Raw genomic sequence first — 25,415 nt, 5'->3', positions numbered from 1 at the left:
ACTCCTGGGGCCGGCCGCGATCCGGATCGGCCAAGCGGCTGGAATCCCGGAGGGAATCCCGGGCGGCACGGGAATGTCGTATCCGGACCATGAAAAACCCCCGCCGGCGAGCCGGCGGGGGTCGTTGGCCATCACCTCGGGTGGGTTCAGCGCCCCAGCCCGTCCCAGAACTCCTTGACGCGGGAGAAGAAGCCCTCGCTCTCCGGGCTGGTGCGGTTGTTCGCCTCGGCCTCGGCCTCGAACTGCTCCAGCAGCTCGCGCTGCTTCGGCGTGAGGTTCTGCGGCGTCTCGACGGAAACCTGCACGTACATGTCGCCCCGCGCGGCTGAGCGGAGGACGGAGAAGCCCTTGCCCCGCAGGCGGAACTGGTCGCCCGCCTGTGTGCCGGTGGGGATCTGCACGCGGGCGCGGCCGCCGTCGATGCTCGGAACCTCCACGTTTCCGCCCAGCGCCGCCTGGGTCATCCGCAGCGGCACGCGGATGAAGATGTTGTTCCCCTCCCGCTGGAAGATCGGATGGGGCTTGATGCCGATATCCACATAGAGGTCGCCGGCCGGCGCGCCGCGCAGCCCGGCCTCGCCTTCCCCGGCCAAGCGGATGCGCGTGCCCTCCTCCACACCGGCGGGGATGGTCACGTTGAGGTTGCGATCCTTCTGGACCCGCCCGGCGCCCGCGCAGACCTTGCAGGGGTTCTTGATGGTGCGGCCCTGGCCGCCGCAGGTGGGGCAGGTGCGCTCCACCAGGAAGAAGCCGGATTGGGCGCGCACCTTGCCGGCGCCCTTGCAGGTCGGGCAGCTCTCGGTCTGGGGCTTGCCGCCCTCGGCGCCCGTGCCCTGGCAGTTGTCGCACGTCACGGAGGAGGGGACGCGAATGGTGGTCTTCGTTCCGGCGAAGGCCTCCTCCAGCGTGATCGTCACCTCCGTCCGCAGGTCGGCGCCGCGGCCGCTGTTCTGCGCGCCCCCGCCCCGGCGGCCGCCGAGGTTGCCGAACATCTGCTCGAAGATGTCCTCGAAGCCACCGCCCGCGAAGCCGCCGCCGAAGGGATTGCCGCCGCCCCCGCCGCCATTCTCGAAGGCCGCGTGGCCGTACCGGTCATAGGCGGCCCGCTTCTCGGCGTCCTTCAGGACGTCGTAGGCCTCGTTGCACTCCTTGAACTTCGCTTCCGCCGCCTTGTCCCCGGGATTGCGGTCGGGGTGGTGCTGCATGGCGAGCTTGCGGAACGCCTTCTTCAGCGTGTCCTCGTTCGCGTCGCGGGCGACGCCCAGCACCTCGTAGTAGTCACGCTTGGCCATGGTGGTTCCCGTGCGGGGCGTGCGCTCGCCCTGAGGGTGAATGCTATAGGGGTGAATACAGGAACGACGCCGTAAAGAGAAAGCGCCCGGCCCGCTCTCGCGATGCCGGGCGCCCCTTCTACTTCACGGCGTAGCCGTTCAGCCCTGCTTCTTCTTCGAGGGATCGACGTCCTCGAACTCGGCGTCAACGACCTTCCCGTTCGGGTTGGCGTTGCTGGGGCCGCTGGCCCCACCCTCGCCGCCCGGGGCCGCCGCGGCGCCCTCGGCCGCCTGCTGCGCCTTGTACATCGCCTCGCCGATCTTCATCGACGCGGCGGAGAGACGCTCGCCGGCGGTCTTCATCGCCTCGGCGTCATCCCCCTCCAGCGCGGAGCGCGCGGCGGAGAGGGCGGCCTCGACCTCACCCTTGTCGGCATCGGCCAGCTTGTCGCCATTCTCCTTCAGCGCCTTGTCCGTGGAGTGGACCAGGGCCTCCAGGTTGTTCTTGGCCTCGACCGTCTCGCGCCGGCGCTTGTCGGCCTCGGCATTCGCCTCGGCGTCCTTCACCATGCGCTCGATGTCGCTGTCCGACAGGCCGGAGCGGGCCTGGATCTTGATCTGCTGCTCCTTGCCGGTGGCCTTGTCCTTCGCGCTGACGGAGACGATGCCGTTCGCGTCGATGTCGAAGGTCACCTCCACCTGCGGCACGCCGCGCGGCGCCGGCGGGATGCCCTGCAGGTCGAAGTTGCCGAGCAGCTTGTTGTCGGCCGCCATCTCACGCTCGCCCTGGAAGACCTTGATCGTCACGGCCGTCTGGTTGTCGTCAGCGGTCGAGAAGGTCTGGGACTTCTTGGTGGGGATCGTGGTGTTGCGGTCGATCAGCCGGGTGAACACGCCGCCCAGCGTCTCGATGCCCAGCGAAAGCGGGGTCACGTCGAGCAGCAGGACATCCTTCACCTCGCCCTTCAGCACCGCGCCCTGGATGGCGGCGCCGATGGCGACCACCTCGTCCGGGTTCACGTTGCGGGCCGGCTCCTTCCCGAAGAAGGACTTCACGGCGTCGATGACCTTGGGCATGCGGGTCATGCCGCCGACCAGGATCACCTCGTCGATCTCACCGGCGGTCAGGCCGGCATCCTTCAGCGCGCTCTTGCAGGGCTCCAGCGTGCGCTGGATCAGGTCGTCCACCAGGCTCTCCAGCTTCGCGCGGGAGAGCTGCAGCACCAGGTGCTTCGGCCCGGAGGCGTCGGCCGTGATGAAGGGCAGGTTGATCTCGGTCTGCTTCGCGGAGGAGAGCTCGATCTTCGCCTTCTCGGCCGCCTCCTTCAGGCGCTGCAGGGCGAGCTTGTCGCCGCGCAGGTCGATCCCGTTCTCCTTCTTGAACTCGTCCGCGAGGTAGTCGATCACCCGCTGGTCGAAGTCCTCGCCGCCGAGGAAGGTGTCGCCGTTGGTGGACTTCACCTCGAAGACGCCGTCGCCGATCTCGAGCACGGACACGTCGAAGGTGCCGCCGCCGAGGTCATAGACCGCGATCGTGCCGCCGTTCTTCTTGTCCATGCCGTAGGCCAGCGCCGCCGCCGTCGGCTCGTTGATGATGCGCAGCACCTCGAGGCCCGCGATCTTGCCGGCCTCCTTGGTGGCCTGGCGCTGGGCATCGTTGAAGTAGGCGGGGACGGTGATGACGGCCTGCGTCACCTTGTCGCCGAGATAGGCCTCGGCCGTCTCCTTCATCTTGCCGAGCACATAGGCGCTGATCTGCTGCGGTGCCTGCTTGGAACCGCCCGCATCCACCCAGGCATCGCCGTTGTCGGCGCGCACGATGTGGTAGGGAACGAGGCCGATGTCCTTCTTCACCATCGCGTCGTCGAAGCGGCGGCCGATCAGGCGCTTCACGGCGTAGAGCGTGTCGGTCGGGTTGGTCACCGCCTGGCGCTTCGCGGCCTGGCCGACGAGACGCTCGCCGTTCTTGGCGAAGGCGACCATGGAGGGGGTGGTCCGGGCGCCCTCGGCGTTCTCGATGACCTTCGTCTCGCCGCCTTCCATGATGGCGACGCAGGAATTGGTGGTGCCGAGGTCGATACCGATGACCTTGCTCATCCGTTACTCCTTTCGCGGCGGCCGGGGCACGGCCCGTGATCAGGCGCCGTGCGCGGCCCCATTGTTCAATCGGATGGGGATTGGAAAACGGGCCTAAACCCGTCGGCCCACGATGTATTCAGGGGCAGGCGGCGCGACAAGACCCCGGAGCGGCGGATTCTCCGGCGATTCGCCGGCCTTCGGGGGCGCCGCCCCCGGGCCCCCGCCAGGGGAAGAAGGAATTCTTCCCCTGGACCCCATCATCTTCTTCTATCGGGCTGCCGCGGGACGGGGGGCTGGCCCGCGAAGCGGGCTTCTTGAATTCAGGTCAGCACGGGTTGCCCTGTCCCTCGCCGAGCGGCGTGGCCGCCCGGCGAGCCGCAAGCCCCGCAGTCCGCGGCAGCCCGGTCGAAGAAGATGCCGGTCGAAGACGATGAGGGGGAGGGGGCGGGGGGAGAGAGATTTCCTTCTCTCTCCTTGGCCGTGATCAGACCTCTTCCGCCCTGATCCCCGCTGCCGGCACCACGGAGGCGAAGCGCGCGACCGTGGTCCGCAGCAGGGCGGCAAACTCCTCCGGCCCGGCGCCGGCGGGCTCGAAGCCCAGCGAGGCCAGGCGCTCCCGCAGCGTGGCATCCTCCAGCGCCGTGCGACCGGCGGCGTGCAGGTGGGCCAGGGTGGCGGGCGGCGTGGTGGCGGGGGCGAGGACGCCCATCCAGGTCGTCACGTCGAAGCCGGGGGCCACGGTCTCAGCCACGGTCGGGACATCCGGGACCGCCGCCGCGCGGGTGGCGGAGGTGACGGCGAGGCCGACCAGCCGTCCCTCGCGGATATGCGGCACCACCATGCCGAGGGTGACGAGGGAGACGTCCACCGTGCCCGCCAGCAGGTCCGCGATGGCGGGCCCGCCGCCGCGATAGGCCACCGGCTCCGCCCGGCCGCCCACGGCCTGGTCGAACAGGGCGCTGGCGAAGTGATGGGCGGTGCCCAGGCCGGGCAGGGCGATATTCGGCCGCCGCGCCGGGTCCCGCACCCGCGCCGCGTAGTCCGCGATGGTCCGGAGGCCGGATTTCGGGTGGGTGACGATGACATGAGGGGAGCCGGCGGCGAGCAGCACGGGTGCGAGCTGCGGCAGGACGGGCGAGGAGCCCGGCGCGGGCAGGGCCTCCACCGCCGCCAGAGTGTCGTTGGTGACCAGCAGGGTCGCGCCGTCCCCGGCGGCCCGGGCCACGGCGGCATTGCCGATGCGGGAGGAGGCGCCGCCGATGTTCTCGATCACCACGGGCTGGCCGAGCGCGGCGGAGAGCGCCACCGCGAAGGGCCGCGCGAAGACGTCCACGCCGCCGCCGGGCGGGAAGGGCACCACGGCGCGTAGCGTGCGCCCCGTGGCCTGGGCGCGAAGCGTGGCCGGCGCCGCGAGAAGCGGCAGCGCCGAGAGCAGGGCGCGGCGGGACGGGTGGAGCATGGTGGCCTGCCTGGGATCCAGAGTGCGGGACGGCACCGCCAATCCCTGGTCCGAAAGTGAATTCCAATATTCACGATGAGGTCAAGTTGATTCGGGAATTCAGGGTTTCATCCGATGGCCGTCGCATGTTCCGGCAAGGTGGTTCCCCGCCGGCCGGATCTGCCGGACAATCGCCCCATGCTCCCCGATGATCCCGAGGCCCAGCTGAAGCGCCTGGCCCAGGCTGCCACCCGCTTCGAGATACAGCATGCCGGTGGCAGGATGGCCTGGCACGAATGGGGGTCCGGGCCGCCGGCGGTGCTGCTGCATGGCGGTGTCGGGTCCTGGCGCCACTGGGCGCGCAACATCGGGCCGCTCTCGGCCCGCCGCCGCCTCATCGTGCCGGACCTGCCGGGACTGGGGGAATCCGACCTTCCGCCGCCCGGCACGGACCTGCCGGGCCTTGCCGCCCTCGTTGCCGCAGGGATCGAGGCGCGGATCGGCGACACGCCCTACGACCTCGTCGGCTTCTCCTTCGGGGCCACCGTCGCCGGGCACTTGGCCGTGCGGCACGGGGCGCGGGTGCTGTCCCTCACTATCCTCGGCGCTGGCTCACTCGGCCTGACGCGCCCGCCCGTGCCCCTGGTTTCCGTGCGCGACCGGCAAGGCGAGGATCGGATGGGGGCGCACCGGGAAAATCTCGCCCGGCTCATGATCCACGATCCCGCCCGGATCGATGCGGAGGCCCTGGCGATCCAGGCCTGGAACAGCGACCACGCCCGCTACCGTAGCCGCAGCGTGGTCCAGCCGGACTCCCTGCGGAGGGCGCTGGCCGAGGTCCGGTCGCCTCTTTCCGTGATTTATGGCGAGCACGACGCGATTGCCGTGCCCCATATGGCCGAGCGGATCGCCTTCTTCCGCGAGCGCGGCATCGAGCCCTTGCTCATCCTCGGCGCCGGCCACTGGGTCGCCTTCGAGGCGCCGGAACCAGTGAACGCGGCCCTGCTGGGCTGAGGTGGGGGAGGGGAGAATTCTTTCTTCCCTCCCTTGAGGCCGCCGGAGCCGCCCTGCCAGAACAGCGCCCTGAGACGGGCGAGGGCGAAAGGCATGGACATCCAGAGCGACGACCCGCCGCTGATCCTGGCCAGCGCGTCCTCGGCGCGCCGGGCGGTGATGGAGGCGGCCGGGCTGCGGTTCGAGGCGGTGGCCGCGGCGGTGGACGAGGCCTCGATCAAGGAGAGCGCGAGGGCCGAGGACTTCTCGCCGGAGGACACGGCGCTGATGTTGGCCGAGGCGAAGGCCCGGCGCGTGGCGGCGCAGCGGCCCGAGGCGCTTGTGATCGGCAGCGACCAGATGCTGGTCCTGGAGGAGCGCTGGTTCGACAAGCCGGAGAGCGCGGCGGCCGCCCGGGGCCACCTGGAGGCGCTGCGGGGCAAGGCGCACCGGCTGGTGACGGCGGTGGTGTGCTGGCGGGGCGGGCAGCGCATCTGGGGGCATGTGGCGCAGCCGCGGCTGGTGATGCGGCCGGTCTCGGACGCCTTCATCGACGCTTATCTGGCGATCGAGGGCGGGCTGGTGACGGAGAGCGTCGGGGCCTATCGGCTGGAGGGGCCGGGGATCCAGCTCTTCGACCGGGTGGAGGGGGAGCACGCGGCGATCCTCGGCCTGCCGATGCTGCCGTTGCTGGGCTTCCTGCGGCAGCACGGGGTGCTGCTGCGCTGAAGCCCCGGCGGGCGGACTAGGCCTTCCGGGTGAACCGCCCCGTCAGCCCAGGAGCTTCTCGATGTCGCCCGACAGCTTCTCCGGCGCGGTGGTGGGGGCGTAGCGGGACACCACCTCTCCCTCTCGGCTGATCAGGAACTTGGTGAAGTTCCACTTGATCGCTTCCGTGCCCAGGGCGCCGGGGGCGGCGTGCTTCAGGTGGCGGAAGACAGGGTCCGCCCCGGACCCGTTCACCTCGACCTTGGCAAAGACGGGGAAGGTCACGTCGTACTTCGTGGTGCAGAAGTTGGCGATCTCCTCGGCATTCCCCGGCTCCTGCGCGCCGAACTGGTTGCAGGGAAAGGCCAGCACCTGGAAGCCGTGCGGGCCGTAGCGGCGCTGCAGCGCCTCCAGCCCCGCGTACTGGGGCGTGAAGCCGCAGCGACTGGCCGTGTTCACCACCAGCAGCACCTTGCCCCGGTAGTCCGAGAGCGGCTGCGCGCCGCCGCCGGGCAAGGGGGCGGAAAGATCGAGAAGTTCGCTCAATTCACGGGCTCCAGCCGGATCACCCGGCCCTGCGTCTCGTCGGTGAGGATGTAGAGGAGGCCATCGGGGCCGGGGAGGACGTGGCGGAGGCGCGTGCGGCCCCAGAGCAGCCGTTCCTCTCCCACCACGCGGTCCCCGTCCATGGTCAGGCGCACCAGGCCCGGTGTCCGCAGCGCGGAGACGAAAAGGCTGTTGCGCCAGCCGGGGAAGGCGCCCCCCGCGTAGAAATTCCCGCCGGAGGGGCTGACGGCCGGGGTCCAGTATCGGAGCGGCTCCTCGATCCCCGGCGCGCTCGCCTGGCCCGTGCCGATGGGGCTGCCGTCGTAATCCGTGCCGTAGGAGACCAGCGGCCAGCCATAATTGGCGCCGGCGCGCAGCCGGTTCACCTCGTCCCCGCCGCGGGCCCCGAACTCGATCTCTATGGCGGAGCCGGTGGCGGGGTTGATCGCCAGCCCCTGCGGATTGCGGTGGCCGTAGGTGAAGATCTCCGGCCTCACCCCCGCGCGGCCGACGAAGGGATTGCCCTCGGCCGGGCGCCCGTCCCGCTCCAGCCGCAGCACCTTGCCGCCCAGGTCGTCCAGGCGCTGGGCGCGCATCTTGTCGTTGTAGCGGTCCCCGGTGGAGAGCAGCAGCTTCCCGTCCGGGGCAAACACGATGCGGCAGCCGTAGTGGTTGCGTCCGGAGGACTGGGCCGGCGTCGCGTCCAGCAGGGTGGTGGTCCCCTCCAGCCGCGTAATGTCGGCGGAGAAGCGCGCGGTGGCGAGCCGGGTGAGAACCCCGCCCCCCGCCGCGCCGGCCAGGCAGAAATAGACCTGCCGCGTCTGCGCGAAGTCCGGCGCCAGGGCGACGTCCAGCAGCCCGCCCTGGCCCTGCGCCACCACCTCGGGCACGCCGGGCACCGGGGGCGAAACCGCGCCGTCCCGCCCGACGATCCGCAGCCGCCCCGGCCGCTCCGTCACCAGCAGCCGGCCATCCGGCAGGAAGGCCGCACCCCAAGGGCGTTCCAGCCCCGTGGCGAAATCGGCGACGCGGAAGGCCGCGCGCTCGCTCCGCACCACCTCCTGCGAGGAAACGGGGCTGGCGCAGGCGGCCAGCCCCAGAAGCAGCAGGAGAGCGGCGCGCAAGCGGATCAGACCCCCGGACTAGCCGGCGATCGCCTGATCCACCCAGGCGCGGAGCTGGCCGCGCGGCATGGCGCCCACCTTCATGTCCACGGGCTTGCCGTCCTTGAACAGGATCATCGTGGGGATGCCGCGCACCGCGTACTCGTTCGGCGTCATCGGGTTCTCGTCGATGTTCACCTTCGCGACCGTCAGCTTGCCCGCGTAGTCCTTGCCGATCTCGTCCAGGATCGGGCCGACCATGCGGCAGGGGCCGCACCACTCCGCCCAGAAGTCCACGAGCACGGGGCCGGAGGCCTCCAGCACGTCCGTCTTGAAGCTGTCGTCGCTGACAGCCTTGGTGTTCTCGCTCATCGCAGTTCTCGTCCCAAGGATGGGGCCCGGTACCGGGTTCGGGTGAAAAGTCGGGTTGCCCGGGCCATGGGTCAAGACAGGGGGTGTTCGGCCCCGCGGCCTCAGAGGGAGGGGAGGAGGAATTCCCCTTCCCCTGGAACCCCACCCCTCATCTTTTTCTTCGGGGCTGCCGCGGGATGCGGAACCTGCGGCTCGCCTCGGGCCCATGACCCAGGGCTTGGGACGCGACAGTCCGTACTGAGATGAGAAACGCCTGCGGCGCTGCCTTCGATCAGGGTGTCCGCGGCAGTCCGAAGCAGGTTCAGGAGGCTTAGCCTCCTGGCGGAGGGCCTCAGGAAGGCGGCGCCTCCCTGGGGTCACAGGCGCGACCTAGCCCGAGGTGAGTTCCGAGAGGCACCCCGCCTCGGTGCGGGTTTCCGTGCCCGAGGCGCGGGCGGCGGCCCAGGCCACGCGGGGGGTGCTGCTCTGGCGATAGAGCACGACGTCCAGCGCGCAGTGGGTGCCCTGGTAAAGCCAGATCTCCGCCTCGCCCTCCGGCCGGCGGCGCGTGGGCTGGCCAAGAGCGGCGATCACGCCTTCCCGCGTCTGGCCAAGCAGGGCGGCGACGCCGGAGGGCGCGCCGCGGCGGGTGACCGGGGAGGTCCGGGGGGGCGGGGCGGTGTTGAGGCCGGCCAGGCTGGCGCGGTGGCTCTCCAGCACCTGTTTTAGAACCTCGCTCGCCGCACGGTCCGGCCCGGGCGGGGCGCAGCCCACGAGAAGGAGGAGCAGGACGGAGGCGCGGAGGCCGGGCAGGGCGGTCATCGCCGGGATGGTGCCGGGAAGGAGGCGGGCGGATACCCGGGGATGGCGGCCGGGCCGCCGGAGGAAAGGGGCGCGCAGGCGCGCCCCTTCCGGATCAGATGCGCGGCGGGGCGGCGGGGGCGCCGGCCGGCTGGGTGGGCTGGGACGGCTGGCCCGCGGCGGCCGCCTGCGCGTCCGTCAGCATCTCCATGCGGCCGGAGAGCTGCCCGCCCTCCTCCACGGAGAGGCGGCGGCAGCGGGCCACGCCGAGCACCCGGCCGGTGGCGCGGATGGTCAGGTTGCCGCGGGCGGTGATGGTGCCGTCGAACACGCCGGCGATCTCCGCGTCCTCGACCTGGACCTCGCCCTTGAAGACGCCGGAATGGGTGATCTGCAGCTCGGAGGCCTGGATCATCTGGCTCTCCACCGTGCCGTCCACCACCAGGCGCTCGGCGTCGGCCACGGTGCCCTGCAGGGAGATGCCCTTGCCGACGACGAGGGTGCGGCGCTCGGCCGCGGCCGGGCGGCCGGCGGGGCGCGGCGGCATGGTCACGCCGGGCGCGGTGGGCGCACCCGCGGGGGCGCTCGGGGCGGTCGGCTTCGGCGGCAGGCTCATGGCGGGGTCCTTGGGAGCTTGGCCCGGAGTGGGGCGGAAGGGGGGCACGGCCAGGTCGGGATCGCGCGAAACGGGCACGGTCGCGGGCTCGGCCTCGGAGGGCCCCTGGTCTGCGGGGCGACGACGGAAAATTCCGGACATGGCAGTTCCCCCTGGCGAAGGCGGTCATGGCTCGGCGCGGCCCCGGGGACGATCCCGGAACCCGGGGACCCCAACGGCCCTCGGCCTGACGGGAACCCCCCCGGCCCCGCGCCTGCGGGGATGGGCTATCACGGCCGGGATGCCGCGGACAACGCCCCGCGGGCGGGGATCGGCGGTGGCCCGGCGGTTTTTTGCGCGGCGGCCGCGGCGCGGGCGCCCGTTTTCCGCCACGGCACCGCCGCCTTTGCCCGGTGGTATTTACCCGATGGTCTTGGCGGGGGCGCGCTGGTATGGCGCGCCGGCATCGCGGCGCCGGACCAGGCCCGGGCAGAGGGAATTGAAGGCATGGCGGACCGGCAGGCGCTGGACATCCTGGGCATCGGCAACGCCATCGTGGACGTGGTGGCCTCCGCCACCGACGCGACCCTGGCGGGGTGGGGCATGGCCAAGGGCAGCATGGCGCTGGTGGACACGGACCGTGCCCAGGCCATCCACGCGGCGGTGGGAGAGGGCGTGCAGACCGGCGGCGGGTCCGCCGCCAACACCTGCGCCGCCGCCGCCGCCCTGGGCGCGAAGGTCGGCTATCTCGGCAAGGTGGCGGACGACGCGCCGGGCCAGGCCTTCGCCGAGGACCTGAAGAAGCTCGGCATCCACTTCCCGACGAAGCCGCTGAAGGGCGGCTCCCCCACGGCGCGCTGCCTCATCCTCGTCACCCCCGACGGGCAGAGGACGATGAACACCTATCTCGGCGCCTGCGTGGCCTTCGGCGAGGAGGACGTGGACCAGGCAGCGGTGGAATCCGCCGCCGTGACCTACCTGGAAGGCTACCTCTTCGACCCGCCGGCGGCCCAGGCGGCCTTCCGCCGCGCCGCGGGCATCGCGCACGGGGCGGGGCGGCAGGTGGCCATCACCCTGTCGGACAGCTTCTGCGTCGGCCGGCACAAGGCCGCCTTCCTCGACTTCATCGCGCGGGATGCGGACATCGTCTTCGCCAACGAGGACGAGGCGCGCGCCCTCTTCGATGCGGTGGATGCCGATGCGGCGACCCAGGCCTTCGCGGCCACGGGCAAGCTGGTGGCGCTGACCCGCAGCGAGAAGGGCAGCCGCATCATCTCCCCGAAGCAGGGGGTGATCGAGGTGCCGGCCGTGCCGACCACGCTGATCGATTCCACCGGGGCGGGCGATGCCTACGCTGCCGGCTTCCTGGCCGCCCACGCCCGCGGCCTGCCGCTGGCCGAGTGCGGCCGCTGGGGCAGCGTGGCGGCGAGCGAGGTGATCTCCCATTTCGGCGCCCGCCCGCAGGCGGACCTGCGCCGCCTCGTCGGGGCCTGAGCTGCCAAGGCTGCTTGAACGATCAGGCTTGCCGGATGCGATCCAGCGTTTAGATGCAACGAATGGTTCTGCCCCTCGCAATGCCGGCCCTCACCGCCACCAGCGCCATGGGCGTGGGAGTGGAGGCGACGCGCGCGGCCCTGCACGGGCGGCGCGGGGGCCTCTCGCCCTGCGACCTGCCGGGGATGCCGCCGGGCATCTGGGTGGGCCGCGTGCCGGGGCTGGAGGAGGTGGCGCTGCCCGCGGAGCTGGCGCGCTTCGATTGCCGCAACAACCGCCTGGCGGAGCTGGCCCTGCGCCAGGACGGCTTCGCGGAGGCGGCGGAGGCGGCCGCCGCGCGCTTCGGGGCGCATCGCGTGGCCGTGGTGTTGGGCACCAGCACCGCCGGCATCGCCGAGACCGAGGCCGCCTATGCCCGCCGGGACGCGAACGGCGCCCTGCCCGATGATTTCGACTTCGCCCACACCCACGACCTGCACGCCCTTCCCCGCTACGTGCGCGCGCGGCTGGGGCTGCGCGGCCCCGCCGTCTCCATCTCCACGGCCTGCACCTCCGGCGCGCGCAGCTTCCTGGAAGCGGGCGCGCTGATCGCCGCCGGGGTCTGCGACGCGGCGGTGGTGGGCGGCGTGGACACGCTGTGCCGGATGACGCTGCACGGCTTCAACGCACTGGAGCTGCTGAGCAAGGCCGCCTGCCGTCCCTGCGCGGCGGACCGGGACGGGATCTCGATCGGCGAGGCCGCGGGCTTCGCCCTGCTGATGCGGCCGGAGGACGCGCCGTCCGGCAGCCCCCTCCTCCTCGGCACCGGGGCGAGCGCGGACGGGCACCACATGTCCTCCCCCCACCCCGAGGGCCTGGGCGCCGTGGCCGCCATGCGCGCGGCACTGGATGCGGCCGGCGGCGGGGCGGTGGACTACATCAACCTCCACGGCACCGGCACGCGGGCGAACGACGCGATGGAGGGCGTGGCGGTCCGCACCCTCTTCGGGGATTCCGTTCCCTGCTCCTCCACCAAGGGCTGGACGGGCCACACCCTCGGCGCCTCCGGTGCGCTGGAAGCGGTGATCGCGGCGATCTGCGTTGCGGACGGGCTGGTGCCGGGCTGCCTCGGCGTGGAGGCGCCGGACCCGGCCTTCGGCGTGGACGTGGCGACCGGGAACCGCGCCCTGCCCGTGCGGCGGGTGCTCAGCAACTCCTTCGGCTTCGGTGGCAGCAACTGCGCCCTGGTCATCGGGCGGGCGTGACGGCTTGCGCGGCGTGGTAACGGCGAAGGCCTGCCCTGACCTTCCAGCTCCGGCAGCCCCAGGGGGAGAGAAGGAATTCTCTCCCCCTGGACCCCCTCTCCTCATTTTCCATCGGGCTGCCGCGGAATCCGCCGCCGCCCTTCGATCAGCGCATCCACGGCAGCCCGAACGCTGGGGTCTGGGGACTCCCGCCGGGGTCCCCAGCGCGGGACAACCGCTTTGCGATTGCCCTGGGGGTTCCAGGGGGCGGCGCCCCCCGGGGCCACGGGCACTGGCCCGCCAGGACAAGGGCGCGGCAGCATGAGGTGCAGGATTGCCGGTGTGGGCCTGCTCGGACCGGGCCTGCCGGGCTGGGCGGCTTCCCGCCCCATCCTCGCGGGGCAGGCGGCCTGGGAGGCGGGGCCCGTTGCCCTGCCGCCGCCCGCCGCGCTGCCCGCGACCGAGCGGCGGCGCACCAGTGCCTCCGTCCGGCTCGCGCTCGCCGCCGCTGCGGAGGCCGCGGCCGCCTCCGGCCTGCCGCCGGCGGAGCTGGAGACGGTCTTCGCTTCCTCCAACGGCGACGGGGCGGTGGTGGGGGCGATCCTGGAGGCGCTCTCGGCGGAGGACGGGGCGATTTCCCCCACGCAGTTCCACAACTCCGTGCACAACGCCGCGGCGGGGTACTGGGGGATCGCGGCGGGGTCCATGCGTCCCTCCGTCAGCCTCGGCGGGCACGACGACAGCTTTCCCTCGGGTCTCCTGCAGGCCGCGGCCGCCACCGTCGCGCGGGGGGCGCCCGTGCTGTTCTGCGCCTACGACGCGCCGCTGCCGCCGCCGCTCCAGGCCCATCGCCCAACCGAGGCGCCCTTCGCCGCCGCGCTGGTGCTGGTGCCGGAGACGCATGGGGCGGGAACGCCCCTGACGGTGGACCTGGTGGAGACGGCGGCGGAAGGCGCGGCCGGGCCGCTGGCATCTCTGGTGGCGGGCAACCCCGCCGCGCGCGCGCTGCCGCTGCTCCAGGCGCTGGCGGCGGGGCGCGCCGGGCGGATCGGTCTGCCGCTGGCCGATGGCGGGGCGGTGGTGCTGGAACTGGGGGCGCCGTGACGGAGCCTCGCGTGCCCCATGCCGGTGCCATGCGGCTGCTGGACCGCGTGCTGGAGCACGACGCGGATGCCATCGCCTGCGCCGCTACCTCGCACCGAGATCCGGCCAATCCGCTGCTGCGGGACGGTATCCTGCCCGCCATTTGCGGCGTGGAGTACGCGCTGCAGGCCATGGCGGCGCACGGTGCGCTGACAGGAAGCGGCGAAGCCCAGCCGCCGGGTTACCTCGCCAGCCTGCGCGGCGTGGAGATGGCGGTGGAGCGGCTGGACGACATCGCCGCCGACCTGCGCGTGGAGGCGCGCGCCCTCTCCCGCGCCGCGCGGGGCTTTGTCTACGCCTTCACGGTGGCGGCGGGGGGCCGCATCCTGCTCTCCGGCCAGGCGGCCATCATCATCCCGGAAGCTCCATGATCCGTGCGATCGTCAGCGGCGGTGCCAGCCCCATCGGCGCCGCCATCTCCCGCGCCCTGGCGCGCGACGGGCACCACGTGATCGTCCATGCCAGCGGCAACCCGGAGCGCGCGCGTGCCCTGGCGGCGGAGATCGCCGCCACCGGCGGCAGCGCGGAGGCGGTGACCTTCGACCTGACCGACGTGGCCGCCTGCGAGGCCGCGCTGGCCGCGCTGCTGGAAGGCGGGCCGGTGCAGGTGGCCGTGCACAACGCCGGCACGCATGACGACGCGCCGATGGCCGGCATGTCCGCGCAGCAATGGCATTCGGTGGTGGACGTCTCGCTGAACGGTTTCTTCCACCTGATGCGGCCGCTGCTGCTGCCGATGATCGGCACGCGCTTCGGGCGCATCGTGGCCGTGTCCTCCGTCTCCGGCGTCATGGGCAACCGCGGCCAGGCGAACTACGCCGCGGCCAAGGCCGGGCTGCACGGGGCGGTGAAGTCCCTTTCCATGGAATGCGCGCCGCGCGGCGTGACGGCGAACGCGGTGGCGCCCGGCCTGATCGAGAGCCCCGCCGCCGCAGCCTTCACGCCGGAGCAGATCCGCAGCATGGTGCCCGCGCGCCGCGCCGGGCGGCCGGAGGAGGTGGCGGACCTCGTCGCCTTCCTCGCCTCCCCCCGCGCGGCCTACATCACCGGGCAGGTGATCTCCATCAACGGGGGAATGGCGTGACGATCGAGACCCTCTCGACGCGGCTGGCTTACGAGAATCCCTGGACGCGCGTGCGCGAGGACATCATCCGGCGCCAGGACGGCTCCAAAGGCCTCTACGGCGTCGTCGAGCGCTCCGACTTCGTGGTGGTGGTGCCGATCCAGGACGGCCGCGTGACGCTGGTGGAGCAGTTCCGCTACCCCGTGCAGCGCCGCATGTGGGAGTTCGTGATGGGCATGTGGGAAACCCGCCCTGGCACGGACCCGGCCCAGATCGCCGCCGGCGAGCTGCGCGAGGAGACCGGCCTGATTGCCGGCCGCATGACCTATGCCGGCGAGATGTTCCAGGGCGCCGGCTACTGCAACCAGCGCGGCCACGTCTTCCTCGCGACTGAGCTGACACCCGGCGAGACGGCGCGCGAGACGACGGAGCAGGACCTGGTGTGCCGCGACTTCCCGCTCGCCGATGTGGAAGCGATGCTGCGCGACGGCGTGATCGTGGACGCGATGAGCATGGCCGCCTTCGGGCTGCTGCGCCTCAAGGGGCTGATCTAGGCGCGCCGATGCAGGACGAAGGCGCCCTGGTCCTCTTCTCCGGCGGGCAGGATTCCACCACCTGCCTGGCCTGGGCGCTGGACCGCTTCGCCCGCGTGGAAACGCTGGGCTTCGACTACGGACAGCGCCACCGGGTGGAGCTGGAGTGCCGCGACGCGCTGCGTGCCGGCCTGCGCGCGATGAAGCCGGAATGGGCGGAGCGCCTGGGCGAGGACCACACCCTCTCCATCCCCGTGCTGGGCGACATCTCCGACACGGCGCTGACGCGCGACGTGGCCATCGCTATGGAGGCGGGCGGCCTGCCCAACACCTTCGTGCCCGGGCGCAATATCATCTTCCTTACCTTCGCAGCAGCGCTGGCCTACCGCCGCGGCCTGCGCCGCATCGTCGGCGGCATGTGCGAGACGGACTATTCCGGCTACCCGGACTGCCGCGACGACACGATCAAGGCGCTGCAGGCAGCCCTGAACCTCGGCATGGAATCCCGCTTCGTGCTGGAAACGCCGCTGATGTGGATCGACAAGGCGGAAACCTGGCGCCTGGCGCAACAGCTGGGCGGAGAAGCGCTGGTTCGGCTGATCGTGGAAGAGACCCACACCTGCTACCGTGGCGAACGCGGGCCCCTGCATCCCTGGGGCCACGGCTGCGGTACCTGCCCGGCCTGCGAACTCCGCGCGGCGGGATGGCGGCGGTTCGCTGAGGCAGTCTGATCCTGCGCTGACGGTCTGTGGCCGGGGAGAGAAAGAAGGAATTCTTCCTCTCCCCGGACCCCTCTCCATCATCTTCTTCTATGAGTTGGTCTAAACTTCGCTGACGGTGCGCCTCGGCTCATGGAGCCGAGGCGACTGCAAGGGCAGGATGAGGCCCCTCGGGTCAGCCCCATGCCGCAAGTCAGTCCCGCGGCAGCCCGATGCAGGTCCAGAAGTCTCAGGCTCCTGGCTCGGGACAAACGCTTCGCGTTTGCCCGGGGGTTCCAGGGGGCAGCGCCCCCTGGGTCCGGACAGCGCAGGAAGGGGCAAACCCGTCTCAGCCACCCCTTACTGCCCTAGGGCGGGTGAAATACCTGATCCAATTGGTGAAAAACTCGGTTCGGACTTACCGGGCGGTGTTGAAGTGTTTTGTGAGGAACGGCACCTAATAGGCCTGTCAGCGCCGCTTGCCCCGAGTCGCAAGCCCTGACAGGCCGCCCGGCGGCCCGCCGGTGACGTCTGGCCGGCCGGAGAGGTCATGGGAACGGGGCTGCTGCTCGCTGCCGTCGCGCTCCTCGCCCTTGCGGTCCTTTTTCTTCTCCGTGGTGACGGGGCGGAGCCGGAGCTGCCAGCCGGCCTCACGCCGCGGGAGTTCGAGCGCCACTGCGCCAATCTTCTCGCGGCCCGCGGATGGTCGGTGGTCCTCGGTCGCGGCTCGGCCGATCAGGGGGTGGATGTCCTGGCCCGGAAAGGCGGGCGCTCCGTCGTACTTCAGTGCAAGCTGCACGCGCGGCCGATCGGGAACCGGGCGGTGCAGGAGGCCCTGGCCGGGCGCGGCTTCGCCGGGGCGGATTGCGCGGCGGTGGTCTCCAACGCCCCCTATACCCCGGCTGCCCACGCGCTGGCGGCGCGGGTGGGCGTGCTGCTGCTGCACGTCTCGGACCTGGCGCGGGCGGACGCGCTGTTCCGGCGGTCCGCGGCTCCGGTGCAGCCGGAGGCGGCGCCGCCGCGTGGCCCGCGCCCGCGCAAGGCCCGCCCGGTGAAGAAGGGGGCCAAGGGGAAGGTCCGGCGGCTTCGTGGGGGCCTGGTTCCGGCCGGGCTGCTGGCGGGGTTCATCCTCCTCTTCCCGGAGGTGCCGCCCGGGCCGGCCGATCCGCCCCGCCAGAACCGGGCCGCGTCCCGCACCGCCTTCCCGCTTCCCCTGCCGCCCCCGGCGCCGCCCCACCTCTCGCGGAGGCCGGCGGGGTAGGGCTCTCCGGTTTGCAGGCGCGGGCCCGGCTGTTATGAGCGGCCAACGTCAGAGACTGCCGGGCCGGATGATCGACTGCTCCCTTATCGTTCCGATCTATCGGAACGAGGAAAACCTGCCCGACCTGCTGGAAGCGCTCTCGGCCATGGCCGCCCGGGTGCCGGGCTTCGAGGCAGTGCTGGTCGTCGATGCCTCCCCCGACAATTGCGAGGCGCTGCTGCGCGCAGCCCTGCCAAATCTCGGCTTCCCCGCGCAGCTCCTGGCCCTGTCCCGCAACTTCGGCGCCTTCGCGGCCATCCGCGAGGGGCTGACGGCGGCGCGCGGCCGTTACTTCGCCGTGATGGCCGCGGACCTGCAGGAGCCGCCGGAGCTGGCCGAGCGCTTCTTCGCGACCCTGCGGGCGGACGAGGCCGACCTCTGCCTCGGCGTCCGCGCCTCCCGCCAGGACCCGGGCCTCTCGCGCTTCCTCTCCCAGACCTACTGGCGCCTCTACAAGCGCTTCGTCATCCGCGAGGTGCCGGCGGGCGGGGTGGACATCTTCGGCTGCAACGAGGCGGTGCGAACGGCCCTTCTCGCGCTGGACGAGCGCTCCGGCTCCCTCATCGGCCAGCTCTTCTGGGTTGGGTTCCGCCGGCTGGAGATCCCCTACGACCGCCGCGCCCGCACCAAGGGCACGAGCGCCTGGGTCTTCGCCAAGCGCGTGCGCTACTTCGTGGACAGCGTCTTCGCCTTCTCCGACCTGCCGATCACCATGCTGGTCGGCATCGGCGCGGTGGGTGGCGGCCTCTCGGTCGTCGGCGCGGTGGTGGTGCTGCTCGCCTGGCTGTTCCGCGACATCCCCGTGGAGGGATACGTTCCCATCATGATCGCCGTGCTGTTCTTCGGCTTCATGTCCCTGCTCTCGCTCGGCATCATCGGCATCTACGTCTGGCGGATCAGCGAGAACGTGCGCGGCCGTCCCAACGCCATCGTCGCGCGGCATGCGGCGAACGACGCGACGCCCGGGCACATCGCGGGGACCACCGGGGGAAACAGGACATGAACCCGCCGCGCATCCACCCCCAGGCGCTGTGCGAGAGCGAGCGGATCGGCGAGGGCACGCGGGTCTGGGCCTTCGCGCACATCCTGCCGGGCGCCGTGATCGGCGCGGACAACAACATCTGCGACGGCGTCTTCATCGAGAACGACGTGGTCACCGGCGACCGCGTGACGGTGAAGTGCGGCGTGCAGCTCTGGGACGGGCTGCGGGTGGAGGACGACGTCTTCATCGGCCCCAACGCCACCTTCACCAACGACATGTTCCCCCGCAGCCGCGTGCAGCGGGATGCGCTGCCCCCCACCACGGTCCGGCGCGGCGCCTCCATCGGCGCCAATGCCACGATCCTGCCGGGGCTGACGGTCGGGCCGGGGGCCATGGTAGGGGCGGGCACGGTGATCACGGCGGATGTGCCGGCCAATGCGGTGGTGGTGGGAAACCCCGCGCGCATCGTCGGCTATGCCGGGGTGGAGGCGGCGGTTCCGGCGCGCGCCCTCCCCGAAGATGGGCCCTGCCGCGTGCTGACCACGGAGTCCCACCGGGATTCACGCGGCCGCCTCTCCCCCTGGCCGCTGGAATCCTCGCTGCCCTTCACGCCGCGCCGCCTCTACGTGATCGATGGCGCGCCGGATGGCTGGGCACGCGGCGGCGGGGCCTATCGCCGGTCCCACCAGTTCCTCGTCGCGACGAAGGGCGCGGTGACGATCGCCATGGATGACGGCCGGCGGCGCCTTGCCGTGCGGCTGGAGGGGCCGGACACGGGGCTGCACGTTCCACCAGGGGTCTGGACCCTGCAATATGCCCACACCTCGGACGCCGCCCTCCTCGTGCTGGCCAGCGAGCCCTACGACCCGGAGGAGCGAATGGCGGACTACCTGTCCTGGCTGGAGGAGCGCGGAGGGTGATCCGTTCCATGGACCGGCGTGGCCTGCTCGTCGACCTCGCGCTCATCGCCCTCGCCTCGGTGGCCAGCATCGCCCTTTTCGCGCTGCTGCGGCGGATGGGGCTGCCCTTCGGGCTACGGATCATCGCGATGGGCGAGGACTATAACTGGCTTCTCATCCTCTCCTCGCCCAACGCAACAGCCCGCGCCCAGACCTTCTGGACCTTCAACGACCGCAACCCGCTCTCGCCCTGGTGGTACATCCTGGCGCAGTCGCTCTACACGAACGGCGCGAACGGGGCCTATCTGGTGCGGCTGATGATGGGGCCGCTGCTCGGCGTCTCTTCCTATCTCATGGTGCGCGGCGTGGCCGATGGGCGCGCGCGCGGCATCGCGCTCGCCACAGGGATGCTGGCCGCCGCCTGGGTGCTGCATCCCACGCCGGACGAGATCGCCTGGAACTTCGTCGGCGCCCTGTCGCTCAGCTGCCTCTCCGTCGCCACCTTTGCGGCCTGGGTGCGGGGTGGGCGGCGCGCGCCGGGCTGGTACGGGCTCTCCCTCGTGCTCTGGTTCGTCGCCTTCGGCAGCTACACCTTCCAGGTCGGTGCTGTGGTCGGGATCGGGCTGCTGGCGCTGCTCCACCCCGCGAGCCCCGGCGCCGGCTCCTTCCGCCGGCTGCTCGGGGCTGTGCTGGAAACCCTGCCCTACGCCCTGCTGCTCGGGGCTTTCGTCCTGGTCTGGAAGACCACCCAGAATCCCGCCCTGGCGGCCTATTACGAGCTGAAGCCGGGGCTGCTGCTGCAGAACCTGCCCGCCTCTCTCAAGGCCGCCCTCTCCGTCTCCCGCTATGATGGCTATGTGGCGGCGGCGCAGCAGACGCTGGGCTGGCGCGCCCTGGCGCTGGGCGCCCTGTTCGGGATCGGCATGGCGGGCCTCCACTTCCTCGCCCTGCGGAGGCAGGAGCCGGTGCGGGCGCGCGACGCGGCGGTGGTGCTGGCCGTTGCCTTCGGCCTTGTCCTTCCCACGCTTCTGATCGAATCCATGTCTGGCACCTGGTCTGTCGGCATGCGCTGGCCGATGGTGGAGCAAGCCTGGATGCCCCTGCTCTGGACGGGCGGCGCGGCGCTGGTCCTTGGGCTGCTGCCCTTCCTGCCCGCTTGGCTGCGCCGGGCCGGGCTCTCGGCGGTGGGCGGGGTGGCAGCGGCCTGGCTGCTCGTCGCCTGCCTCGGCTACAACAACCGCCAGAGCGTCGCTTCCGCCAACGAGAAGGCACTGCGGGCCGGTATGGAGGCGCTGGGCGCCCGCGTGCCCGCCGGACAGCCGGCCAACTTCGTCGTCCTCGTCGACCCCGGCGTCTTCCTCGTCACGCCGGACATCATGTCCTACCGCGTCGCCCCCGTCTGGTGGCCGGGGCGGGACTTCGGCCTGCGCGTCCTCTGGGCGAACCACCCGACGGGATGGGACGCGGAGCCCTGGGGCCGCGTGGTAATGGAGGATGCCCAAGCCACCAACCTCCGGATCGGCGGAGGAGCGGCCGTCCCCTACGACCAGATCCGGTTCCTCCGCTTCGATGGGCGGCAACTGACCGCGCCGACGGAACTGGGCGCGGCGGATTTGGCACCCTATCCCGTGACCTGGCGCCGTAGTGCGCCGGTTCGGCAGGCACCCTGATCTTCGGCTGACGGTCTGTCCCGGGGAGAGGAAGAAGGAATTCTTCCTCTCCCCGGACCCCTATCCATCATCTTCTTCTATGAGTTGGTCTGATCTTCGCTGACGGTGCGCCTCGGCTCGTGGAGCCGAGGCGACTGCAAGGGCAGGACTGGACCCTTCACCGGAGACCCCGTCTCAAGTCAGTCCCCGCGGCAGCCCAATGCAGGTCCAGGAGGCTCAGCCTCCTGGCGGGGATCCAAGGGGCAGAGCCCCTTGGGGGCCACCAGAATGACCCAGCCTCGCACCGGGCCTCCGGACACCCTACATTCACGGGCTGAAACGCTCTGTCCCCTGGAAGCCGCCCCCGCCGAATGACCGAAGAGATCCTCGCCGCCGCCACCGATCCCGCCGCGAATGGTGGCGCCGTGCGCCTCACCCGCCTGCCCAATGGCCTCACGGTCGTCTCCGACACCATGGCCCGGGTGGAGACGGCCTCCATCGGCGCCTATGCGCACACGGGCACGCGGGACGAGGAGGCGCATGAGAACGGCGTCTCCCATTTTCTCGAGCACATGGCCTTCAAGGGCACGGAGCGGCGCGACGCGGCCGCGATCGCGCGCGAGATCGAGAACGTAGGCGGGCATCTGAACGCCTACACGGCGCGGGAGACCACGGCCTACTACGCCAAGGTGCTGAAGGAGGACCTGCCGCTGGCGGCCGACATCCTCGGCGACATCCTCACCCATTCCTCCTTCGCGCCGGAGGAGGTGGAGCGGGAGCGCGGGGTGATCCTGCAGGAGATCGGGCAGGCGAACGACACGCCGGACGACATCGTCTTCGACCACTTCCAGGAGACGGCCTTCGCCGGCCAGCCCATGGGCCGCCCGACGCTGGGGCCCGCCTCCATCATTGAGACGCTGCCGCGCGAGGCGCTGACGGGCTACATGCGCCGGCACTACGGCCCCTCCCGCATGGTGGTGGCGGCCGCCGGCGCGGTGGACCACGACAACCTCGTGGATCTCGTGAAGACCCACTTCGCCGACCTGCCGAACATCGACGGGCACAGCGCCGAGCCCGCCCGCTACACCGGCGGCGAGTTCCGGGAGGAGCGGGACCTGGATCAGGTGCACCTGCTGCTGGGCTTCCCCGGGCCTGCTTATGGCGACCCGATGCACTACCCGACGATGCTGCTCTCCACGATCCTCGGCGGCGGCATGTCGTCCCGCCTGTTCCAGGAGATCCGGGAGAAGCGCGGGCTCGTCTATTCCGTCTATTCCTTCCACTCCCCCTACCGGGATGCCGGCCTCTTCACCGTCTATGCCGGCACGGGCGAGGAGCAGGCGGCGGAGCTGATGCCCGCGACGCTGGAGGAACTGCGCCGCGTGCAGCGCGACGTGACGGAGGAGGAGCTGGCCCGCGCCAAGGCGCAGCTGCGCGCCTCCGTCCTCATGTCCCTGGAATCCACGGGCTCGCGCTGCGAGCAGCTGGCGCGGCAGCTGCAGGTCCACGGCCGCCTGATCCCGGTAGAGGAGACGAAGGCGAAGATCGCCGCGGTGACGGTGGAGCAGGTGCAGGCCGCCGCCGCACGCACCTTCCGCGCCCCGCCCACCCTTGCCGCCCTCGGCCCCGCGGGCCGCGTGCCGCATCTTCCGGAAGTGGCCGAGAGGCTGGCGGCGTGAGCGCGACGGTCGAACCTTCCGTGGCGGACCCGCGGGAGGCGCTGGCCGGGCTGGTCGCCGCTGCCCGCGCGGCGGGGGCGGATGCGGCGGACGCCATGCTGGCCGCCGGCGCCTCCCTCTCGGTGCAGATGCGGTTGGGCGAGGTGGAGCAGGTCGAGCGCTCCGAGGCCTTCGACATCGGCCTGCGCGTCTTCGTCGGGCGGCGCCAAGCCATTGTCTCCACCACGGAGACCGACCCGCGCGGCTTCGCCGCCCTGGCCGAGCGCGCCGTCGCCATGGCGCGCGCCGTGCCGGAGGACCCTTTCGGCTTCCTGCCGGACATGGTGCCGTCCCTCGCCGACCTGCCGCTGGACATGGACGACGGTGTGGAGCCGGACGTGGGCGCCCTGGCGGCCCGCGCCCGCCGCGCGGAGGAGGCCGCCCGCGCCATCCCTGGCGTGACAAATTCCGAGGGCGCGGATGCCGGCTGGCAGCGCACGGTGATCGCACTCGCCGCCTCCAACGGCTTCTCCGGCACCTACACCCGCAGCGGCCACAGCCTTTCCGTCACGGCGCTCGCCGGCCAGGGCACGGGGATGGAGCGGGACTACGACTACGCCTCCGCCACCCACCTCTCGGAGCTGGACGAGCCGGAGACCCTGGGCCGCAACGCCGGGGAGCGGGCGGTGCGCCGCCTGAACCCGATCCGCCCCGCCACCGCCCGCCTGCCCGTGCTCTACGATCCGCGCGTGGCCGGTTCCATCCTCGGCCACCTGACGGGCGCGGCGAACGGCGCCTCCGTCGCGCGCGGCACGAGCTTCCTGCGGGAGAGCATGGGCCAGCGGATCATGGCCCCCGGCCTGACCGTGCGGGACGACCCCACCCGCCCGCGCGGCCCCCGTTCCCGCCCCTTCGATGCCGAGGGAATTCCGACCGCGCCGCTGGCGATCGTGGAGGACGGGGTGCTGCAGCACTGGCTGCTCGACTGGCGGTCCGCCCGGCAGCTCGGCCTCGCGTCCAACGGCCGCGCCAGCCGCGCGGTGGGCGGCCCGCCCTCTCCCTCCACCACCAACCTGTGGCTGGAGCCGGGCGCGCTGACGCCGGAGGCCCTGATGGCCGACATCGCCGAGGGCCTCTACGTCACGGAGATGATCGGCAGCAGCATCAATGCCACCACCGGCGACTACAGCCGCGGCGCCTCCGGCTTCATGATCCGCAACGGGGAACTGGCCGAGCCCTTCTCCGGCGTGACCCTGGCCGGGAACCTGCGGGAGATGTTCCTGCACATCACCCCCGCCAACGACCTGCGCTTCCGGCGGGGCACGGACAGCCCCACCTTGCGGATCGACGGGCTGACGATGGCCGGGGCGTGACGGCCATCTGACCGGCCTGGCGGGCCCGGTGCGTGCCGTCCGGGACACGCCGGAGCGTCGTTGCCGGGCATGCCTCACTCGTGAGGTTCCACGGCGCCCGGACCGGCGTAGAATTGCCTTTCGCGCGGTGCCGCCGCCGCTTCTCCGGGGGGAGAGGACGGACCGGGCGGCGGGCCCGGGCGCATGGGGTTCGGGGGTTGTGATGTCTTCTCGCGGGGCGGCAGGGCTGGTCATCGCGGCGGTTTGCATCCTGCAGGCCTGCCCGTTGCTCGCCGCGCCACGGGAACAGGCGCCCAGCGCCATCATCGAGGTCGCGCCGCGGGCGGCGCCCGCCCCTGCGCGCTCCGCGGACCGTTCCGGCAAGGCGCGGCAGACCCAGGCCCGGGTACTGAACACCCCCGCCCTGGCGAATGCGGCGGCCGTGGGCGTCAGTGGCGTGCTGCCCCGGGGCACCACCGCCCGGGTGCAGAACCTTCAGAACGGGCGGTCCACCATGGTTCTGGTCCAGCCCGGCGGCCCGGACAGCGAGGGGCGCCTGCTGGACATCACCCCACCTGTGGCCCGCGCCCTGGGCGTGACGGGAAGCAGCGCGGAAATCCTGGTGGCCCCGCTGGCCGTGCCCCAGGCGGACGGCACCATCCGGCTCGGCGAGGGCACGCGCATGGCGGGTGCCGTGGCCGCGCCCGCACTCAGCGACCGGCCCCAGGACTGATCACCGGCCGGGGCCCGGCGGTAATCCCCCGGAGCCCGCGGAAGGCGCCTGTCGCGCCCTGCCGATCAGCCCGCCACGCGTCCCTGCTCCACCTCGAGCCGCGTCACGCCCACCACGGAGCGGAGATTGCCGGCCACAAGGTGGATCATGCCTTCCGGCAGGGTGACGCAGATCTCCACCCGCATGGCCGCGCCTTCCCGCGCCGCGCGAAGGCGCTCCGGCGTCAGGTCGCGCTTGGCCAGGGGCTGGAGGAGGCGCGGCAGCAGGCCCGGTGAGGGCTCGGCGCGCAGCAGGTAGCGCATGGCGAGGTGACGCTCGCCCTCCTCCACGACGACGGGGGCGGGAGCGAGCAGGGCGCCGGGAACGGCATCGAACATGGGAAACGGATCTCTTCTCGAAGGGGCGGGGGCAGCTGGCCCGGCCGCCCGCCCGCGCGCCCCTGGACCGGGGATCACCCCCTGGCCCGCGCGCCGGTCAGGCGACCGGGCGGGTAATTCGGCGCATTCGGCGCCCGCGCAGGGTTCGAGAAGAGAACATGAGAGGGATCGTATGGCCCGCCGCGCGGCAGGCCAAGCGTCAGGCGAAGCCGCCGAACGGCTTGGCTGCCATGCGCGTGACGCGGGGCCGGCTAGTCGGGCCTGCCGCTGCCAGGAGCGGCGGGCTCCGGAGCCGGCTGCCGAGGCTCGGCGGGCGAAGGCGTCGCGTCCCGCGCGGGGGGCTCGGCGGGCGGCCGGGGCGGGGGTGGCGTCGTCTCGCGCGGTGGCGGCTCGGCGGCTGGCGGCGCTGGCGGGGGTGTCGTCTCG

General features: G+C 72.1%; 25 protein-coding genes. 16 read left to right on the top strand and 9 right to left on the bottom strand.

All coding sequences use genetic code 11. The features are described from left to right. Window positions 1-146: 146 nt before the first annotated feature. The 3 genes from dnaJ to NRP21_RS27520 all read right to left on the bottom strand — a co-directional run bounded on the left by dnaJ (window position 147) and on the right by NRP21_RS27520 (window position 4,809). The gene (gene dnaJ, locus NRP21_RS27530) at window positions 147-1,292 is read right to left on the bottom strand and encodes a molecular chaperone DnaJ (RefSeq protein WP_257719452.1); all 1,146 of its coding nucleotides are present in this window, start codon (window positions 1,290-1,292) and stop codon (window positions 147-149) included. A 138-nt stretch (window positions 1,293-1,430) separates the two neighbouring features. Next, complete coding sequence (gene dnaK, locus NRP21_RS27525; protein WP_257719451.1) at window positions 1,431-3,368, bottom strand: molecular chaperone DnaK; 1,938 nt, start codon at window positions 3,366-3,368, stop codon at window positions 1,431-1,433. Between the two features lie 466 nt (window positions 3,369-3,834). After that, window positions 3,835-4,809 carry a Bug family tripartite tricarboxylate transporter substrate binding protein gene (locus tag NRP21_RS27520; RefSeq protein WP_257719450.1) on the bottom strand — a complete coding sequence of 325 codons (975 nt, stop codon included), beginning with the start codon at window positions 4,807-4,809 and terminating at the stop codon, window positions 3,835-3,837. 177 nt (window positions 4,810-4,986) lie between these two features. Here NRP21_RS27520 and NRP21_RS27515 point away from each other — a divergent pair, with 177 nt between their 5' ends. Next, window positions 4,987-5,802 (top strand): alpha/beta fold hydrolase, encoded by an 816-nt coding sequence (locus NRP21_RS27515; RefSeq protein ID WP_257719449.1) that lies wholly within the window; start codon window positions 4,987-4,989, stop codon window positions 5,800-5,802. Window positions 5,803-5,895: 93 nt separating this feature from the next. After that, on the top strand, window positions 5,896-6,510 hold the full coding sequence (locus NRP21_RS27510; RefSeq protein WP_257719448.1) for a Maf family protein: 615 nt from the start codon (window positions 5,896-5,898) through the stop codon (window positions 6,508-6,510). Between the two features lie 42 nt (window positions 6,511-6,552). Here the strand turns inward: NRP21_RS27510 and NRP21_RS27505 are convergent, their stop codons facing one another. From NRP21_RS27505 to NRP21_RS27485, 5 genes are all read right to left on the bottom strand, one after another. Next, window positions 6,553-7,005, bottom strand: coding sequence for a glutathione peroxidase (locus NRP21_RS27505; RefSeq protein ID WP_257719470.1), 453 nt, complete (start codon window positions 7,003-7,005; stop codon window positions 6,553-6,555). A gap of 26 nt (window positions 7,006-7,031) precedes the next feature. After that, the gene (locus tag NRP21_RS27500) at window positions 7,032-8,159 is read right to left on the bottom strand and encodes a PQQ-dependent sugar dehydrogenase (RefSeq protein ID WP_257719447.1); all 1,128 of its coding nucleotides are present in this window, start codon (window positions 8,157-8,159) and stop codon (window positions 7,032-7,034) included. 18 nt (window positions 8,160-8,177) lie between these two features. Next, the gene (gene trxA, locus NRP21_RS27495; protein WP_257719446.1) at window positions 8,178-8,510 is read right to left on the bottom strand and encodes a thioredoxin TrxA; all 333 of its coding nucleotides are present in this window, start codon (window positions 8,508-8,510) and stop codon (window positions 8,178-8,180) included. Window positions 8,511-8,879: 369 nt separating this feature from the next. Next, window positions 8,880-9,311, bottom strand: a complete 432-nt coding sequence (locus tag NRP21_RS27490; protein WP_257719445.1) for a hypothetical protein — start codon at window positions 9,309-9,311, stop codon at window positions 8,880-8,882. A gap of 94 nt (window positions 9,312-9,405) precedes the next feature. Then, entirely contained in the window at window positions 9,406-9,906 is a 501-nt protein-coding gene (locus tag NRP21_RS27485) for a bactofilin family protein (protein ID WP_308219941.1), read from the bottom strand. Window positions 9,907-10,392: 486 nt separating this feature from the next. Here NRP21_RS27485 and NRP21_RS27480 point away from each other — a divergent pair, with 486 nt between their 5' ends. The 14 genes from NRP21_RS27480 to NRP21_RS27405 all read left to right on the top strand — a co-directional run bounded on the left by NRP21_RS27480 (window position 10,393) and on the right by NRP21_RS27405 (window position 24,612). Then, window positions 10,393-11,379, top strand: coding sequence for an adenosine kinase (locus tag NRP21_RS27480; RefSeq protein WP_257719444.1), 987 nt, complete (start codon window positions 10,393-10,395; stop codon window positions 11,377-11,379). Between the two features lie 62 nt (window positions 11,380-11,441). Then, window positions 11,442-12,623: a beta-ketoacyl-ACP synthase gene (locus NRP21_RS27475; RefSeq protein ID WP_257719443.1), complete on the top strand. Its 1,182-nt coding sequence runs from the start codon at window positions 11,442-11,444 to the stop codon at window positions 12,621-12,623. A gap of 321 nt (window positions 12,624-12,944) precedes the next feature. Next, window positions 12,945-13,706, top strand: a complete 762-nt coding sequence (locus NRP21_RS27470) for a beta-ketoacyl synthase chain length factor (RefSeq protein ID WP_257719442.1) — start codon at window positions 12,945-12,947, stop codon at window positions 13,704-13,706. After that, window positions 13,703-14,116, top strand: coding sequence for a hypothetical protein (locus tag NRP21_RS27465; protein ID WP_257719441.1), 414 nt, complete (start codon window positions 13,703-13,705; stop codon window positions 14,114-14,116). Before NRP21_RS27470 ends, NRP21_RS27465 begins: the two co-directional genes overlap by 4 nt. Beyond that, complete coding sequence (fabG, locus tag NRP21_RS27460) at window positions 14,113-14,829, top strand: 3-oxoacyl-ACP reductase FabG (RefSeq protein ID WP_257719440.1); 717 nt, start codon at window positions 14,113-14,115, stop codon at window positions 14,827-14,829. Before NRP21_RS27465 ends, fabG begins: the two co-directional genes overlap by 4 nt. After that, a complete protein-coding gene (locus NRP21_RS27455) occupies window positions 14,826-15,362 on the top strand; it encodes an NUDIX domain-containing protein (protein ID WP_257719439.1) in 537 nt (178 codons plus the stop codon). Before fabG ends, NRP21_RS27455 begins: the two co-directional genes overlap by 4 nt. Before the next feature lie 8 nt (window positions 15,363-15,370). Further along, window positions 15,371-16,072 carry a 7-cyano-7-deazaguanine synthase QueC gene (gene queC, locus NRP21_RS27450; protein WP_257719438.1) on the top strand — a complete coding sequence of 234 codons (702 nt, stop codon included), beginning with the start codon at window positions 15,371-15,373 and terminating at the stop codon, window positions 16,070-16,072. 517 nt (window positions 16,073-16,589) lie between these two features. After that, window positions 16,590-17,300, top strand: coding sequence for a restriction endonuclease (locus NRP21_RS27445; RefSeq protein WP_257719437.1), 711 nt, complete (start codon window positions 16,590-16,592; stop codon window positions 17,298-17,300). Between the two features lie 67 nt (window positions 17,301-17,367). Beyond that, window positions 17,368-18,342: a glycosyltransferase gene (locus NRP21_RS27440; protein WP_257719436.1), complete on the top strand. Its 975-nt coding sequence runs from the start codon at window positions 17,368-17,370 to the stop codon at window positions 18,340-18,342. Continuing rightward, window positions 18,339-19,241: a WxcM-like domain-containing protein gene (locus tag NRP21_RS27965; RefSeq protein WP_308219940.1), complete on the top strand. Its 903-nt coding sequence runs from the start codon at window positions 18,339-18,341 to the stop codon at window positions 19,239-19,241. Before NRP21_RS27440 ends, NRP21_RS27965 begins: the two co-directional genes overlap by 4 nt. Beyond that, the gene (locus NRP21_RS27420; protein WP_257719435.1) at window positions 19,238-20,890 is read left to right on the top strand and encodes a hypothetical protein; all 1,653 of its coding nucleotides are present in this window, start codon (window positions 19,238-19,240) and stop codon (window positions 20,888-20,890) included. The genes NRP21_RS27965 and NRP21_RS27420 overlap by 4 nt, the downstream gene beginning before the upstream one ends. Window positions 20,891-21,240: 350 nt before the next feature. Beyond that, window positions 21,241-22,548, top strand: coding sequence for a M16 family metallopeptidase (locus NRP21_RS27415; protein WP_257719434.1), 1,308 nt, complete (start codon window positions 21,241-21,243; stop codon window positions 22,546-22,548). Further along, entirely contained in the window at window positions 22,545-23,900 is a 1,356-nt protein-coding gene (locus NRP21_RS27410; RefSeq protein ID WP_257719433.1) for a TldD/PmbA family protein, read from the top strand. The genes NRP21_RS27415 and NRP21_RS27410 overlap by 4 nt, the downstream gene beginning before the upstream one ends. Window positions 23,901-24,102: 202 nt before the next feature. After that, window positions 24,103-24,612 carry a septal ring lytic transglycosylase RlpA family protein gene (locus NRP21_RS27405; protein WP_257719432.1) on the top strand — a complete coding sequence of 170 codons (510 nt, stop codon included), beginning with the start codon at window positions 24,103-24,105 and terminating at the stop codon, window positions 24,610-24,612. Between the two features lie 65 nt (window positions 24,613-24,677). On the opposite strand, the gene NRP21_RS27400 is transcribed toward NRP21_RS27405, so the two are convergent. Then, window positions 24,678-24,989, bottom strand: a complete 312-nt coding sequence (locus tag NRP21_RS27400) for a hypothetical protein (protein ID WP_257719431.1) — start codon at window positions 24,987-24,989, stop codon at window positions 24,678-24,680. Between the last annotated feature and the right edge of the window lie 426 nt (window positions 24,990-25,415).

Origin of the sequence: Roseomonas populi, from assembly GCF_024594815.1 — a bacterium.
GTDB lineage: Bacteria > Pseudomonadota > Alphaproteobacteria > Acetobacterales > Acetobacteraceae > Roseomonas > Roseomonas populi.
The sequence above is the reverse complement of the archived record's forward strand: the minus strand, read 5'-3'. Positions and strand labels throughout refer to the sequence as shown.

What these genes read in the sequence shown, in the direction of transcription:
- dnaJ (WP_257719452.1), bottom strand. Translation starts at nt 1,292, where the DNA reads ATGGCCAAGCGTGACTACTACGAGGTGCTGGGCGTCGCCCGCGACGCG.
- dnaK (WP_257719451.1), bottom strand. Translation starts at nt 3,368, where the DNA reads ATGAGCAAGGTCATCGGTATCGACCTCGGCACCACCAATTCCTGCGTC.
- NRP21_RS27520 (WP_257719450.1), bottom strand. Translation starts at nt 4,809, where the DNA reads ATGCTCCACCCGTCCCGCCGCGCCCTGCTCTCGGCGCTGCCGCTTCTC.
- NRP21_RS27515 (WP_257719449.1), top strand. Translation starts at nt 4,987, where the DNA reads ATGCTCCCCGATGATCCCGAGGCCCAGCTGAAGCGCCTGGCCCAGGCT.
- NRP21_RS27510 (WP_257719448.1), top strand. Translation starts at nt 5,896, where the DNA reads ATGGACATCCAGAGCGACGACCCGCCGCTGATCCTGGCCAGCGCGTCC.
- trxA (WP_257719446.1), bottom strand. Translation starts at nt 8,510, where the DNA reads ATGAGCGAGAACACCAAGGCTGTCAGCGACGACAGCTTCAAGACGGAC.
- NRP21_RS27490 (WP_257719445.1), bottom strand. Translation starts at nt 9,311, where the DNA reads ATGACCGCCCTGCCCGGCCTCCGCGCCTCCGTCCTGCTCCTCCTTCTC.
- NRP21_RS27485 (WP_308219941.1), bottom strand. Translation starts at nt 9,906, where the DNA reads ATGAGCCTGCCGCCGAAGCCGACCGCCCCGAGCGCCCCCGCGGGTGCG.
- NRP21_RS27480 (WP_257719444.1), top strand. Translation starts at nt 10,393, where the DNA reads ATGGCGGACCGGCAGGCGCTGGACATCCTGGGCATCGGCAACGCCATC.
- NRP21_RS27475 (WP_257719443.1), top strand. Translation starts at nt 11,442, where the DNA reads ATGGTTCTGCCCCTCGCAATGCCGGCCCTCACCGCCACCAGCGCCATG.
- fabG (WP_257719440.1), top strand. Translation starts at nt 14,113, where the DNA reads ATGATCCGTGCGATCGTCAGCGGCGGTGCCAGCCCCATCGGCGCCGCC.
- queC (WP_257719438.1), top strand. Translation starts at nt 15,371, where the DNA reads ATGCAGGACGAAGGCGCCCTGGTCCTCTTCTCCGGCGGGCAGGATTCC.
- NRP21_RS27445 (WP_257719437.1), top strand. Translation starts at nt 16,590, where the DNA reads ATGGGAACGGGGCTGCTGCTCGCTGCCGTCGCGCTCCTCGCCCTTGCG.
- NRP21_RS27440 (WP_257719436.1), top strand. Translation starts at nt 17,368, where the DNA reads ATGATCGACTGCTCCCTTATCGTTCCGATCTATCGGAACGAGGAAAAC.
- NRP21_RS27965 (WP_308219940.1), top strand. Translation starts at nt 18,339, where the DNA reads ATGAACCCGCCGCGCATCCACCCCCAGGCGCTGTGCGAGAGCGAGCGG.
- NRP21_RS27415 (WP_257719434.1), top strand. Translation starts at nt 21,241, where the DNA reads ATGACCGAAGAGATCCTCGCCGCCGCCACCGATCCCGCCGCGAATGGT.
- NRP21_RS27405 (WP_257719432.1), top strand. Translation starts at nt 24,103, where the DNA reads ATGTCTTCTCGCGGGGCGGCAGGGCTGGTCATCGCGGCGGTTTGCATC.
- NRP21_RS27400 (WP_257719431.1), bottom strand. Translation starts at nt 24,989, where the DNA reads ATGTTCGATGCCGTTCCCGGCGCCCTGCTCGCTCCCGCCCCCGTCGTC.